We start from the raw sequence: 13,426 nt of genomic DNA on the forward strand, positions 1-13,426 counted from the left end.
GCCTTTCGCAAGGGTGCCAATTCGTTATTTTTTTACGGGCGGTCGCACGCTCGTCCCGGATAGGCGGGCAATCGCCGCCTTAAACTGGTAAAGTGCCGGCCGTTATTACTTAAGAGGATTGTTCCAATGGCGACTAACCGTTCCCAGCGTCTGCGCAAAAAACTGTGCGTCGATGAATTTCAAGAGCTGGGTTTCGAACTGAACCTGGGCTTCAAAGAAGACCTGTCCGAAGAAGCCATTGACGCTTTCCTCGAAGCATTCATCAAAGAAGCCATGGAAGCCAACGGTCTGGGCTATGTCGGCGGCGACGACTTCGGTCTGGTTTGCCTGCAGAAGCGTGGCTCGGTCTCCGAAGAGCAGCGCGCTGCTGTCGAAGCCTGGCTGAAAACCCGCTCCGAGCTGACCACCACTGAAATCAGCCCGCTGCTGGACGTTTGGTATCCGGAAAAGCCGATCAACGCGGCCAAGTGATACTGAAAAAAACGGCGACCCGAGGGTCGCCGTTTTTTTATGCCTGCTTTTTAACAAATCATGCCTTGCGCCAGTTGAGGATCAGCAAGGTCAGCACCCCCGCGACAATTCCCCAGAAGGCCGAACCGATGGAAAACAGCGTCAGCCCCGACGCCGTGACCATGAAGGTGATCAGCGCCGCTTCCCGTTCCTTCACCTCGGTCATGGCAATGCTCAAACCGTTGATGATCGAACCGAACAGCGCCAGCGCGGCAATCGACAGCACCAGTTCCTTGGGCAGCGCGGCAAACAGCGCCGCCAGCGTGGCGCCGAACACCCCGGCAATCCCGTAGAAAATCCCGCACCACACTGCCGCGGTGTAGCGTTTGTTGCGATCCTCGTGGGCATGGGGCCCGGTGCAGATCGCGGCGCTGATCGCTGCCAGGTTGATGCCGTGGGAGCCGAACGGCGCCAGCAGCAGCGACGCAATGCCGGTGGTGGTGATCAGCGGAGAGGCCGGTACGTTGTAGCCGTCGGCCCGAAGGACAGCGACGCCGGGCATGTTCTGCGAGGTCATCGCCACCACGAACAGCGGAATGCCGATGCTGATGGTCGCCGCGAGAGAAAAGTGCGGCGTGGTCCAGACCGGTGTCGCCACTTCCAGGTGAAAACCGCTGAAATCCAGCAGCCCCATGAAGCCCGACAGCGCGGTGCCGATCAGCAGCGCGGCCAGCACCGCATAACGCGGCGTCAGGCGTTTGACCAGCAGATACGTGAAGAACATCCCCAGTACCAGCCCGGTGCGGTGCTGCGCGGCGACGAAGATTTCGCTGCCGATCTTGAACAGAATCCCCGCCAGCAAAGCTGCGGCGAGGGAGGCCGGGATCTTTTTCACCAGCCGTTCGAAGCTGCCGGTCAGGCCGCAGATCGTCACCAGAACCGCACAGGTAATGTAGGCGCCAATGGCTTCGCCGTAGGTGACGCCGCCGAGGCTGGTGATCAGCAAGGCTGCGCCGGGCGTCGACCAGGCAATCGTGATTGGCGTGCGGTAACGCAGCGAAAGGCCGATCGAACACACCGCCATGCCGATGGAAATCGCCCAGATCCACGAGGAAATCTGCCCGCTGCTCAGGCCCGCCGCCTGCCCGGCCTGGAACATCAGCACCAGCGAACTGGTGTAGCCGGTCATCATCGCGATGAATCCGGCGACGATGGCGGAGGGCGATGTGTCCGCAAAGGGGCGCAGTCGGGTGTGGGTGATTTCGTTCATGACAGCGGCGTTCCTTGTTCAAGCCACGGATTTCGGGTTTAAGCCTAAACTCAAACGTAACGATGCGTTGCAATACAGCGGAAGTCACAAACAGCCGTACAGTCGTGTTGCCACCTTCCATTGTGTACAATCGCGCTGTTTTTTACGCGATACTTGCCAGCGACCCACTGTGCCGTATTACAGTCACGGTCAATTCGCCGCCGTTCTTCCCGACTCGAGTGCCCATGAACGAACAGTTGCAACCCCTCAAGAAACAACCGCGAGCAGGCAAAGCCGGCCGCAGCGGAACCCAGGACGATATTGTCTATGCGCATATCTTCGAGGCCATCCTCGAACAGCGCCTGGCGCCCGGTACAAAGTTGAGCGAAGAAGCGCTGGGGGAAATTTTCGGGGTCAGCCGCACCATCATTCGCCGCGCACTCTCGCGCCTGGCCCATGAAGGCGTGGTGCTGTTGCGGCCGAACCGTGGCGCGGTGGTGGCGAGCCCGAGCGTTGAAGAGGCGCGTCAGGTGTTCCTCGCTCGCCGTCTGGTTGAGCGCGCGATCACTGAACTGGCGGTGCAGCACGCGACGGCCGAGCAAATCGCCGAATTGCGCCAGATGGTCAACGACGAACGTGACAGCTTCTCCCGTGGCGATCGCGGTGCCGGCATCCGTCTCTCGGGCGAATTCCACCTGAAACTGGCCGAAGCGGCGAAGAACGCGCCATTGATCAGCTTCCAGCGCAGCCTGGTTTCGCAGACTTCGCTGATCATTGCCCAATATGAAAGCGGCAACCGTTCGCACTGTTCCTACGACGAACACACCCAGTTGATCGACGCCATCGAAGCGCGTAACGGCGAGCTGGCGGTGGACCTGATGATGCATCACATGGATCACATCGACAGCAAGCTCAACCTCGACGAGGAAAGCGCTTCGGACGATCTGCATGCGGTGTTCTCGCACCTGTTGCAGACCAAGAAGCCGGGGCGTCCGGCGGCCAAGCTCTAAAGCGAATCGACAGGCAATAAAAATCCCCCGGACTGCAAAGTACCGGGGGATTTTTTTGTCCGCAGAAAACTAGCGCTGATGCACCAGCGCACCCGCCGCATAGGTCTGGGCCACGGTGCGGTCATCGCCCAGCGTCATCAGTACAAACAACGTCTCGGCAATGTTGTTGGCCTGCTTCAGGCGGTAGCTCAGCAGCGGCGTGGCGTTGTAGTCGAGCACCAGGAAGTCGGCGTCGGAGCCCGGTTGCAGGTTGCCGATCTTGTCTTCCAGACGCAGCGCCCGCGCACCGCCGAGGGTGGCGAGGTACAGCGACTTGAACGGGCTCAGGCGCGCACCTTGCAACTGCATCACCTTGTAGGCTTCGTTCAGGGTTTGCAGCAGCGAGAAACTGGTGCCGCCGCCGACGTCAGTGCCGAGGCCGACGTTCAGTTTGTGCTTCTCGGCCATCGGCAGGTTGAACAGGCCGCTGCCGAGGAAGAAGTTCGACGTCGGACAGAACGCGACCGCCGAACCGGTCTCCGCCAGGCGCGCGCATTCGTCGTCGCACAGGTGCACGCCGTGGGCGAACACCGAACGCTCACCGAGCAATTGGTAATGGTCGTAGACGTCGAGGTAGCCCTTGCGCTCCGGGAACAGCGCCTTGACCCACTCGACTTCCTTGAGGTTTTCGCTGATGTGGGTCTGCATGTACAGATCCGGGTATTCACCGAGCAACTGGCCGGCGAGGGTCAGCTGTTCCGGGGTGCTGGTCGGGGCGAAGCGCGGAGTCACGGCGTAGTGCAGACGACCCTTGCCGTGCCAGCGCTCGATCAGCGCCTTGCTGTCGACGTAGCTCGATTCCGGGGTGTCGGTCAGGTAGTCCGGCGCGTTGCGGTCCATCATCACCTTGCCGGCGATCATCCGCAGATCCAGCTTCTCGGCGGCTTCGAAGAACGAGTTCACCGATTGCGGATGCACGCTGCCGAACACCAGCGCGGTGGTGGTGCCGTTGCGCAGCAGTTCCTTGATGAAAATGTCCGCGACTTCATCGGCGTGGGCCTTGTCGGCGAACTGGCTTTCGCACGGGAAGGTGTAGGTGTTCAGCCAGTCCAGCAGTTGCTCGCCGTAGGCGCCGACCATGCCGGTCTGCGGCAGGTGGATGTGGGTGTCGATGAAGCCCGGGGTGATCAGCGCATCCTTGTGATGCGTGATCTCGATGTCCGCCGGCAGGGTCGGCAGCAGTTCGCTGGCGTGGCCAAGGGCGCTGATCTTGCCGCCATCGACCACCAGCAGGCCGTCCTCGAAATACTCGTAGGAGGCTTCGATGCCGACCTCGGCAGGGTCGGCGATGCTGTGCAGGATGGCGGCGCGGTAGGCTTTGCGAGTCAGAGGCATGAGGGTTCTCTAATCAGTTTGAGGCTTTGAGTGTGGCGGCCTGACTGCGGCGGGAAACCGGCAGCAGTTTGGCAATCGGTTCGGCGCTGGCGGTGTGCTGGCCGAAATTGGCGTTATAGGTGGCGATGATTTCGCCGGCGATGGAGATGGCGATTTCCACAGGCAACTTGCCTTTGACTTCGCCGATGCCCATCGGGCAGCGCATGCGTTGCACGACACTGGCGTCGAAACCACGGTCACGCAAGCGGTGTTCGAACTTGGCGCGTTTGGTCTTCGAGCCGATCAGGCCGAACCAGGTGAAGTCGTTGCGCTTGAGGATCGCGGCAGTGAGTTCCAGGTCCAGCTGATGATTGTGGGTCATGACGATGCAGTAGCTGCCGGCGGGCAGGTCGTCGATTTCATCCACAGGCTCCTCGGCGACGATTTTGCGCACGCCGTGGGGAATCTGTTCGGGAAATTCCTCTTCCCGGGAGTCGATCCAGCGTACCCGGCACGGCAGGCTGGCGAGCAAGGGTACCAGTGCGCGGCCCACATGACCGGCGCCGAACACGGCAATCTGCGCCTGCACCTGGCCCATCGGTTCGAACAACAGCACCGTGGCGCCGCCGCAGCACTGGCCGAGACTGGCACCGAGGCTGAAGCGCTCCAGATGGGTGTCCTGCTTGCCGCTGGCGAGCATCTCGCGGGCGATCTGCATGGCTTTGTATTCCAGGTGCCCGCCACCGATGGTGTCGAACGTCTGGCGGGCGCTGACGACCATCTTCGAACCGGCATTGCGCGGCGTCGAGCCGAGCTCTTCGATGATCGTCACCAGAACGCAGGGTTCGCCCTGGTTCTGCAGGTCGGCGAGGGCGTCGATCCAGTTGTACATGTTCACCTCGACATTTGTCGTTGTCTGTTCGGGCCTCATCGCTGGCAAGCCAGCGATGGCCGCGCCTCGGTCCTTACAGTGGGGCCAACTCGGTTTCAGCCTCGACGGCTTTCACCGCTTTGAGCTGACGCATCTGCTCGCAACCCCACAACACCCGCTCCGGGGTCGCCGGCGCGTCGATCTTCGGCTGATGCTTGTAGTCGCCGAGGCTGGCCACCGCATCCTTGATCGCACACCACGCGGCGATGCCGAGCATGAACGGCGGCTCACCCACAGCCTTGGAATGGAACACCGTGTCTTCCGGGTTCTTGCGGTTTTCCACCAGCTTCACCCGCAGGTCCAGCGGCATGTCCGCCACGGCCGGGATCTTGTAGCTGGCCGGGCCGTTGGTCATCAGCTTGCCCTTGTTGTTCCACACCAGTTCTTCCATGGTCAGCCAGCCCATGCCCTGGACGAAACCGCCCTCGACCTGACCGATGTCGATGGCCGGGTTCAGCGAGGCGCCGACGTCGTGGAGGATGTCGGTACGCAGCATCTTGTACTCGCCGGTCAGGGTGTCGACGATCACCTCGCAACACGCCGCGCCGAAGGCGAAGTAGTAGAACGGCCGGCCACGGGCCTGGCTGCGGTCGTAGTAGATTTTCGGGGTCTTGTAGAACCCGGTGCTCGACAGCGACACCTGATTGAAATACGCCAGATGGATCAGCGCTTCGAAGGTCAGGATGTGGTCACGAACCCGCACGTGGCCGTTGTGGAATTCCACGTCTTCTTCGCTGACTTTGTAGTGCCGCGCGGCGAATTCGACCAGGCGTTGCTTGATGATTTCTGCTGCATTCTGTGCGGCTTTACCGTTGAGGTCGGCACCGCTGGAGGCCGCCGTCGGCGAAGTGTTCGGCACCTTGTCGGTGTTGGTCGCGGTGATCTGCACGCGGTCCATTTCGACTTGGAACACTTCGGCCACGACCTGCGCGACTTTGGTGTTCAGACCCTGGCCCATTTCCGTGCCGCCGTGGTTCAGGTGGATGCTGCCGTCGGTGTAGACGTGCACCAGGGCACCTGCCTGGTTGAGGAAACTGGCGGTGAAGGAAATGCCGAATTTCACCGGGGTCAGCGCCAGGCCTTTCTTCAGGATCGGGCTGTTGGCGTTGTAGCGACGGATCGCTTCGCGGCGCTCGGCGTACTGGCTGCTTTCTTCCAGCTCGGCGGTCATTTCCTTGAGCATGTTGTGCTCGACGGTCTGGTAGTAATGGGTGACGTTGCGTTCGGTCTTGCCGTAGTAGTTGGCCTTGCGCACGGCCAGCGGATCGAGGTTCAGGTGACGGGCGATGGCGTCCATCACTTCTTCGATCGCGACCATCCCTTGCGGGCCGCCGAAACCACGGTACGCGGTGTTCGACGCGGTGTTGGTCTTGCAGCGGTGACCGTTGATGGTCGCGTCGCCCAGGTAGTACGAGTTGTCCGAGTGGAACATCGCCCGGTCGACAATCGAGGCCGACAGGTCAGGCGAGCAGCCGCAGTTGCCGGCCAGATCCATCGCGATCCCGTGCAGGCGTCCGGAGCTGTCGAAGCCGACGTCGTACTCGACGTAGAACGGGTGGCGCTTGCCGGTCATCAGCATGTCTTCGACGCGCGGCAGGCGCATCTTGGTCGGCTGGCCGGTGAGGTGCGCGATCACCGCACACAGACACGCCGGGCTCGCGGCCTGAGTCTCCTTGCCGCCGAAACCACCGCCCATGCGGCGCATGTCGACGACGATTTTGTTCATCGAAACGTCGAGGACTTCGGCCACCAGTTTCTGCACTTCGGTGGGGTTCTGCGTCGAGCAGTAGACGATCATGCCGCCGTCTTCGGTCGGCATCACCGAGGAGATCTGGGTCTCCAGATAAAAGTGTTCCTGGCCGCCAATGTGCAGCGTGCCTTGAATGCGATGTTCAGCCGTGGCCAGTGCGGTGGTCGAATCGCCGCGCTGATGGGTGTGGCTGTCGAGCACGAAGTGGCGTTTGCGAAGGGCTTCGACCACGTCCAGCACCGGCTCCAGATCTTCGTATTCGATGATCGCGGCCATGGCTGCTTTGCGTGCGGTTTCCAGATCCTTGGCGGCCACGGCTAGCACCGGTTGACCGACGAACTGCACGTCATCGATGGCCAGCAGCGGATCGCCCGGCAGCAGCGGGCCGATATCTTTCAGGCCCGGCACGTCTTCGTGGGTGATGGCGATGCGCACGCCTTCGAAGGCGTAGCAGGGTTTGGTGTCGATGCTGATGATTTTCGCGTGGGCGCGATCCGACAGCCGCGCGTAAACGTGCAACTGGTTCGGGAATTCGAGCCGGTCATCGATGTACTGCGCTTCACCGGACACATGCTTGGCGGCGCTGTCGTGCTTGACGCTGCGGCCAACACCGGTGGTCAGGTCTTTGGCGAACAGTTCAGCCAGTTCAGCTTGAGTTTTCTCTACGCCGTGATGGTTAGACATAAGCGGTCACCCGAGTCTCGATGTGCGGTGTTTGCAGTTCGATGAAGTATTTGCGCAGCAGGTTCTGCGCGCTGAGCAGGCGGTATTCCTTGCTGGCGCGGAAGTCCGAGAGCGGGGTGAAATCCTCGCCCAGCGCGGTGCAGGCACGTTCGACCACAGCGTTGTTGAACGGCTGGCCGAGCAGCACGGCTTCGCAGTGAGCGGCGCGTTTCGGGATCGCGGCCATGCCGCCGAAGGCGACACGGGCGTCGGTGATCACACCGTTTTCGACGCGCAGGTTGAACGCGGCGCAGACGGCAGAGATGTCGTCGTCCAGGCGCTTGGAGACTTTGTAGGCGCGGAAGCGCTGCTCGGCCGTGGCGCGAGGGACGATGATTTTTTCGATGAACTCGCTTTCCTGACGCGCGGTGACCCGGTAATCGATGAAGTAATCTTCCAGGTTCAGCGTGCGCCGGGTCTCGCCCTTGCACAGCACGATCTGCGCGCCGAGGGCGATCAGCAGCGGTGGCGAATCACCAATCGGCGAAGCGTTGCCGATGTTGCCGCCGAGGGTGCCCTGGTTGCGGATCTGCAGAGAGGCGAAACGGTGCAGCAGTTCGCCGAAGTCCGGGTATTCGGCGTTCAACGCTTCGTAGCAGTCGGAGAGGGCAGTGGCGGCGCCGATTTCGATGCGGTCTTCGAAGGTCTCGATGCGCTTCATTTCAGCGACGTTGCCGACGTAGATCATCACCGGCAGGGTGCGGTGGAACTGCGTGACTTCCAGCGCCAGATCGGTGCCGCCGGCCAATAGCCGGGCCTGTGGATAAGCGTCGTAGAGATCGGCCAGATCGGCTACGGTCAGCGGCACCAGGCAGCGTTTGTCACCGCTGTTGAGTTCGCCGATGGATGTCGGGGCAATGGCTTTGAGGCGAGCGATGGTTTCCGCTTCCCGGGCGTCGAACTGGTCCGGTTGCTTGCCGCAGCAGGATTGTTCGGCAGCGGCCAGGATCGGCCGGTAGCCGGTGCAGCGGCAAAGGTTGCCGGCCAGCGCTTCGTGGGCCTTGGCATGGTCCGGTGCATCGCTGTTCTTTTGCAGGGCGAACAGCGACATCACGAAGCCGGGGGTGCAGAAACCGCACTGCGAACCGTGGCACTCGACCATGGCTTTCTGCACGCTGTGCAGTTCGCCCTTGTGCTTGAGGTCTTCGACGCTGATCAATTGTTTGCCGTGCAGCGACGAAACGAACGTCAGGCACGAGTTGAGGCTGCGATAGCGAATGTGTTCGCGGCCATCGTCATCCGTCTGCAACTCGCCGACCACCACCGTGCACGCGCCGCAGTCACCGCTGGCGCAGCCTTCTTTGGTGCCGGATTTGCCCACGTGTTCGCGCAGGTAGTTGAGCACAGTCAGGTTCGGGTCCAGGGCGTGCTCGCTACGGAGTTCCTGGTTGAGTAAAAACTGGATCACGGAAGGCCTCGCAGACTCATTATTGTTGTTAAGCGACTTGAGCCGAATTTAGCAGGTCTGACTTTTCGGTCAATGGTTTTCTGACTTAAAGGTCAGGAAAAACCATTTTGTCGCTCGACAACGTGTCTATTCAGTATTGACCCTCATTGGATCAAGCGCTTTTTTGCGGGATTCGTGCCAAAAACCGCTGTGCGGGCACTCCGCCATGAACGCGCATTGCGCTACACTGCGCCGCTTGTGCAGATCGAAGAGTTTGAAGGACAACCATGACGTTCAAGGCGCCGGACAGCCTCGCCGAGCAAATCGCTCACCACCTCGCCGAACGGATCATTCGCGGCGAAATGAAGCCGGGAGAGCGTATCCAGGAACAGAAGGTCACGCTGGCGCTGAACGTCAGCCGCGGCTCGGTCCGCGAAGCCTTGCTGATCCTCGAGCGCCGTCACCTGATCGCGATCCTGCCGCGTCGCGGCGCCCACGTCACCGAGCTTACGGCGCACAAGGTGCAGAGCCTGTGCACGTTGATGAGCGAGCTGTACATCCTGCTCGGCAACGCAGTGGCCAACGGCTGGCAAGTCCAGGCCGACATGGCGCCGTTCGTGCAGATCCAGCAGCGTCTGAGCGCCAGCTACGAGCGTCAGGACATCCGTACCTTCGTCGACGACAGCTTCAACGTGATGCGTGCCGCGTATCCGTTTGCCAACAACCCGTACCTGCAGGAAACCGTCGAGAACCTGCAGCCGGCCATGAGCCGTGCGTACTTCCTCGCGCTGGAACAGCGCAAGGCCGAGATGAGCGAGTTCCTCGAACTGTTCGAGCGCTTGCTGGCCGCCGTCCTCGCCCGTGACCTGCCGCAGATCCGCATCGTGCTGACGGCTTACGCCCAGCGCAGCTGCGATCTGGTGGTGTCCGCCCTGACGGTTGCCTGACCTTGCGGCTCAAGTGCATCAAACTGGCGGGGTTCAAATCCTTCGTCGACCCGACCACGGTGAACTTCCCCAGCAACATGGCGGCGGTCGTCGGGCCGAACGGTTGCGGCAAGTCGAACATCATCGACGCCGTGCGCTGGGTGATGGGCGAAAGCTCGGCCAAGAACCTGCGCGGCGAGTCGATGACCGACGTCATCTTCAACGGCTCGACCAGCCGCAAACCGGTGAGCCAGGCGAGCATCGAACTGGTGTTCGACAACTCCGACGGCACGCTGCTGGGCGAGTGGGCTGCTTATGCGGAAATTTCGATCCGCCGCAAAGTGACCCGCGACAGCCAGACGACTTATTACCTCAACGGCGCCAAATGCCGTCGTCGTGACATCACCGACATCTTCCTCGGCACCGGCCTCGGCCCGCGCAGCTACTCGATCATCGAGCAGGGGATGATCTCCAAGCTGATCGAGTCCAAGCCCGAAGACCTGCGCAACTTCATCGAAGAAGCCGCCGGCATCTCCAAGTACAAAGAGCGCCGGCGTGAGACCGAAAACCGCATCCGCCGCACCCACGAAAACCTTGCCCGTCTGACCGACCTGCGCGAAGAACTCGAGCGCCAACTCGAACGCTTGCACCGCCAGGCCGAGGCCGCCAAGAAGTATCAGGAATTCAAGGCTGAAGAGCGCCAGCTCAAGGCGCAACTGTCGGCCCTGCGCTGGCAGGATCTGAACGATCAGGTCGGCCAGCGCGAGTCGATCATCGGCAACCAGGAAATCAGCTTTGAAGCGCTGGTCGCCGAGCAACGCAACGCCGACGCCGCCATTGAACGCCTGCGCGACGGTCACCATGACTTGTCCGAGCGCTTCAATCTGGTGCAAGGGCGCTTCTATTCGGTCGGCGGCGACATCGCCCGGGTCGAGCAGAGCATCCAGCACGGTCAGCAACGCTTGCGCCAATTGCAGGACGATCTGAAAGAAGCCGAGCGCGCGCGCCTCGAAACCGAATCGCACCTGGGCCACGACCGTACCTTGCTGCTGACCCTCGGCGAAGAGCTCGATCAACTGACCCCTGAGCAGGAAATCACCAACGCCGCCGCTGAAGAAGCCGCCGCTGCGCTGGAAGATTCCGAAACCGTGATGCACGGCTGGCAGGAGCAGTGGGACACCTTCAACCTGACCGCCGCCGAACCGCGCCGTCAGGCCGAAGTGCAGCAGTCGCGGATCCAGCAGCTGGAAACCAGCATGGAGCGCCTGGCCGATCGGCAAAAGCGTCTGGGCGAAGAGCGGGCGTTGCTCTCGGCAGACCCTGAGGACGCGGCGATCATGGAACTCAGCGAACAGCTCGCCGAGTCCGAAGCCACCCTTGAAGATTTGCAGACCAGCGAAGAAGCCCAGGTCGAAAAACTCGAGCAACTGCGCCAGGAATTGCAACAGGCGTTGACCGCGCAGCAGCAGGCGCAGGGCGATTTGCAGCGCCTCAACGGTCGCCTCGCCTCCCTCGAAGCCTTGCAGCAGGCCGCGCTCGATCCGGGCACCGGCACCGCCGAATGGCTGAAAGAACACAACCTCGCCGAGCGTCCGCGTCTGGCCGAAGGCCTGAAGGTCGAGGCCGGTTGGGAGCTGGCGGTGGAAACCGTGCTCGGTGCCGACCTGCAAGCGGTGCTGGTGGATGATTTCGACGGCTTCGATTTGTCCGGTTTCGCCCAGGGCGATCTGCGTTTGCTCAGCCCCGGCAGTGACGGCGTGCGCGTGCCCGGCAGCCTGCTGGACAAGGTCGAGGCGCAGGTTGATTTGTCGCCATGGCTCGCTCAGGTCAAACCGGTCGACAGCCTTGAACAGGCGCTGGCCTTGCGCGGCCAACTGGCTACCGGGCAGAGCCTGATCAGCCGCGACGGTTACTGGGTCGGCCGGCATTTTCTGCGGGTACGCCGCGCCAGCGAAGCCGAAAGCGGCATGCTCGCACGCGGGCAGGAAATCGAATCGCTGCATCTGGAACGCGAAGAGCGTGAAGCCACGGTCGAGGCCATGGAAACCCGTTTACAGACCCTGCGCGCGCAACAGCGTCAGCAGGAAAACGGTCGCGAACATCTGCGTCGTTTGCTGCAGGACGAAGCCCGTCAGCAAGGTGAATTGAAAGCTCAACTGTCCGCCGGCAAAGCCAAGGCCGAACAGTTGACCCTGCGTCGTACCCGTCTCGATGACGAGTTGGTCGAGCTCGCCGAGCAGCGCGAGCTGGAACACGAAAATATCGGCGAAGCGCGGATCCAGTTGCAGGACGCCCTCGACGCCATGGCCCTCGACACCGAGCAGCGCGAGTTGCTGCTGGCCCAGCGCGACAGCCTGCGCGAACGCCTCGACCGGGTGCGTCAGGAAGCGCGTCAGCACAAGGATCACGCGCATCAATTGGCCGTGCGCCTTGGCTCATTGCGCGCACAACACGACTCGACCCGCCAGGCCCTCGAGCGTCTGGAAATGCAGGCCGAGCGCCTCACCGAAAAACGTGAACAGCTCAGTCTGAATCTGGAGGAGGGCGAGGCGCCGCTGGAAGAGCTGCGCCTCAAGCTTGAAGAATTGCTCGACAAGCGCATGAGCGTTGACGATGAACTCAAGACCGCCCAGATCGCCCTGGAAGACGCCGACCGTGAACTGCGCGATGCGGAAAAACGCCGGACCCAGGCCGAACAGCAATCGCAATTGATCCGTGGCCAGCTCGAACAGCAACGCATGGAATGGCAAGCCCTGACCGTGCGCCGCAAGGCCCTGCAGGATCAACTGCTGGAAGACGGCTACGATCTGCACGGCGTGCTCAATACCCTGACCGCCGAGTCCAGCGAGAAAGAGGCCGAAGAGGAACTTGAACGCATCGCCGCGCGCATTCAGCGTCTGGGTGCGATCAACCTCGCGGCGATCGACGAATACACGCAACAATCCGAGCGTAAACGTTATCTGGATGCACAGGACGCCGATCTGGTCGAAGCCCTGGAGACCCTGGAAAACGTCATCCGCAAGATCGACAAGGAAACCCGTAACCGTTTCAAAGATACCTTTGATCAGATCAATGGCGGTTTACAGGCGCTTTTCCCGAAAGTTTTCGGTGGCGGGCGCGCGTATTTGGAACTGACGGGCGAAGATCTACTCGATACAGGGGTGACGATCATGGCGCAGCCGCCCGGGAAGAAGAACAGCACCATCCATTTGCTGTCCGGCGGCGAAAAAGCCCTGACCGCACTGGCACTGGTTTTTGCGATCTTCAAGTTGAACCCGGCGCCGTTCTGCATGCTCGATGAGGTTGACGCGCCACTGGATGACGCTAACGTTGGACGCTACGCACGATTGGTCAAAGAGATGTCGCAGACCGTGCAGTTCATCTATATCACCCACAACAAGATCGCCATGGAAATGGCCGAGCAGTTGATGGGTGTAACGATGCACGAGCCGGGTTGTTCGCGACTGGTAGCCGTGGATGTCGAGGAGGCGATGGCGATGGTGGATGCCTGAGCCGGCGCAGTGTCGGAAAGGTATTTGAAGGTTGTAGGACTTTTTTACCAGCTCCGACTTGCTGGCCAATCGACATATTCGCGCAAGCCAATGAGACAGACGGTGTAAAGTTGTCTTTGGTCGTGCTAGTTTAAT

The 13,426-nt window shown here is 61.4% G+C and carries 9 protein-coding genes; 4 read left to right on the forward strand and 5 right to left on the reverse strand.

The features are described from left to right. Positions 1-126 precede the first annotated feature (126 nt). A complete protein-coding gene (locus tag IF199_RS09330; RefSeq protein WP_011333263.1) occupies positions 127-471 on the forward strand; it encodes a YggL family protein in 345 nt (114 codons plus the stop codon). 58 nt (positions 472-529) lie between these two features. On the opposite strand, the gene IF199_RS09335 is transcribed toward IF199_RS09330, so the two are convergent. Beyond that, complete coding sequence (locus tag IF199_RS09335) at positions 530-1,720, reverse strand: benzoate/H(+) symporter BenE family transporter (protein ID WP_192560174.1); 1,191 nt, start codon at positions 1,718-1,720, stop codon at positions 530-532. Between the two features lie 224 nt (positions 1,721-1,944). Between IF199_RS09335 and IF199_RS09340 the strand changes: the two genes are divergently transcribed. Then, on the forward strand, positions 1,945-2,709 hold the full coding sequence (locus IF199_RS09340; protein WP_064378756.1) for a GntR family transcriptional regulator: 765 nt from the start codon (positions 1,945-1,947) through the stop codon (positions 2,707-2,709). Positions 2,710-2,778: 69 nt separating this feature from the next. Here IF199_RS09340 and guaD read toward each other — a convergent pair whose 3' ends face one another. From guaD to xdhA, 4 genes are all read right to left on the reverse strand, one after another. Continuing rightward, positions 2,779-4,083, reverse strand: a complete 1,305-nt coding sequence (guaD, locus tag IF199_RS09345) for a guanine deaminase (protein WP_192560175.1) — start codon at positions 4,081-4,083, stop codon at positions 2,779-2,781. 13 nt (positions 4,084-4,096) lie between these two features. Further along, positions 4,097-4,954, reverse strand: coding sequence for a xanthine dehydrogenase accessory protein XdhC (xdhC, locus tag IF199_RS09350; protein WP_007952025.1), 858 nt, complete (start codon positions 4,952-4,954; stop codon positions 4,097-4,099). Between the two features lie 73 nt (positions 4,955-5,027). Next, positions 5,028-7,427 (reverse strand): xanthine dehydrogenase molybdopterin binding subunit, encoded by a 2,400-nt coding sequence (gene xdhB, locus IF199_RS09355; protein WP_192560176.1) that lies wholly within the window; start codon positions 7,425-7,427, stop codon positions 5,028-5,030. Continuing rightward, positions 7,420-8,874, reverse strand: coding sequence for a xanthine dehydrogenase small subunit (gene xdhA / locus IF199_RS09360; protein WP_192560177.1), 1,455 nt, complete (start codon positions 8,872-8,874; stop codon positions 7,420-7,422). Before xdhA ends, xdhB begins: the two co-directional genes overlap by 8 nt. Before the next feature lie 266 nt (positions 8,875-9,140). On the opposite strand from xdhA, the gene IF199_RS09365 reads away from it, so the two are divergent. Both IF199_RS09365 and smc read left to right on the forward strand, forming a co-directional pair. Then, a complete protein-coding gene (locus IF199_RS09365; RefSeq protein WP_096822502.1) occupies positions 9,141-9,800 on the forward strand; it encodes a GntR family transcriptional regulator in 660 nt (219 codons plus the stop codon). A gap of 2 nt (positions 9,801-9,802) precedes the next feature. Then, positions 9,803-13,291 (forward strand): chromosome segregation protein SMC, encoded by a 3,489-nt coding sequence (gene smc, locus IF199_RS09370; protein WP_192560178.1) that lies wholly within the window; start codon positions 9,803-9,805, stop codon positions 13,289-13,291. Positions 13,292-13,426 lie beyond the last annotated feature (135 nt).

The sequence above is a fragment of the Pseudomonas allokribbensis genome, assembly GCF_014863605.1.
GTDB classification, from domain to species: Bacteria; Pseudomonadota; Gammaproteobacteria; order Pseudomonadales; family Pseudomonadaceae; genus Aquipseudomonas; species Aquipseudomonas allokribbensis.

Coding starts and splice junctions, on each gene's coding strand:
- guaD (WP_192560175.1), bottom strand. CDS start 4,083: ATGCCTCTGACTCGCAAAGCCTACCGCGCCGCCATCCTGCACAGCATC.
- xdhB (WP_192560176.1), bottom strand. CDS start 7,427: ATGTCTAACCATCACGGCGTAGAGAAAACTCAAGCTGAACTGGCTGAA.
- IF199_RS09335 (WP_192560174.1), bottom strand. CDS start 1,720: ATGAACGAAATCACCCACACCCGACTGCGCCCCTTTGCGGACACATCG.
- IF199_RS09330 (WP_011333263.1), top strand. CDS start 127: ATGGCGACTAACCGTTCCCAGCGTCTGCGCAAAAAACTGTGCGTCGAT.
- IF199_RS09365 (WP_096822502.1), top strand. CDS start 9,141: ATGACGTTCAAGGCGCCGGACAGCCTCGCCGAGCAAATCGCTCACCAC.
- IF199_RS09340 (WP_064378756.1), top strand. CDS start 1,945: ATGAACGAACAGTTGCAACCCCTCAAGAAACAACCGCGAGCAGGCAAA.
- xdhC (WP_007952025.1), bottom strand. CDS start 4,954: ATGTACAACTGGATCGACGCCCTCGCCGACCTGCAGAACCAGGGCGAA.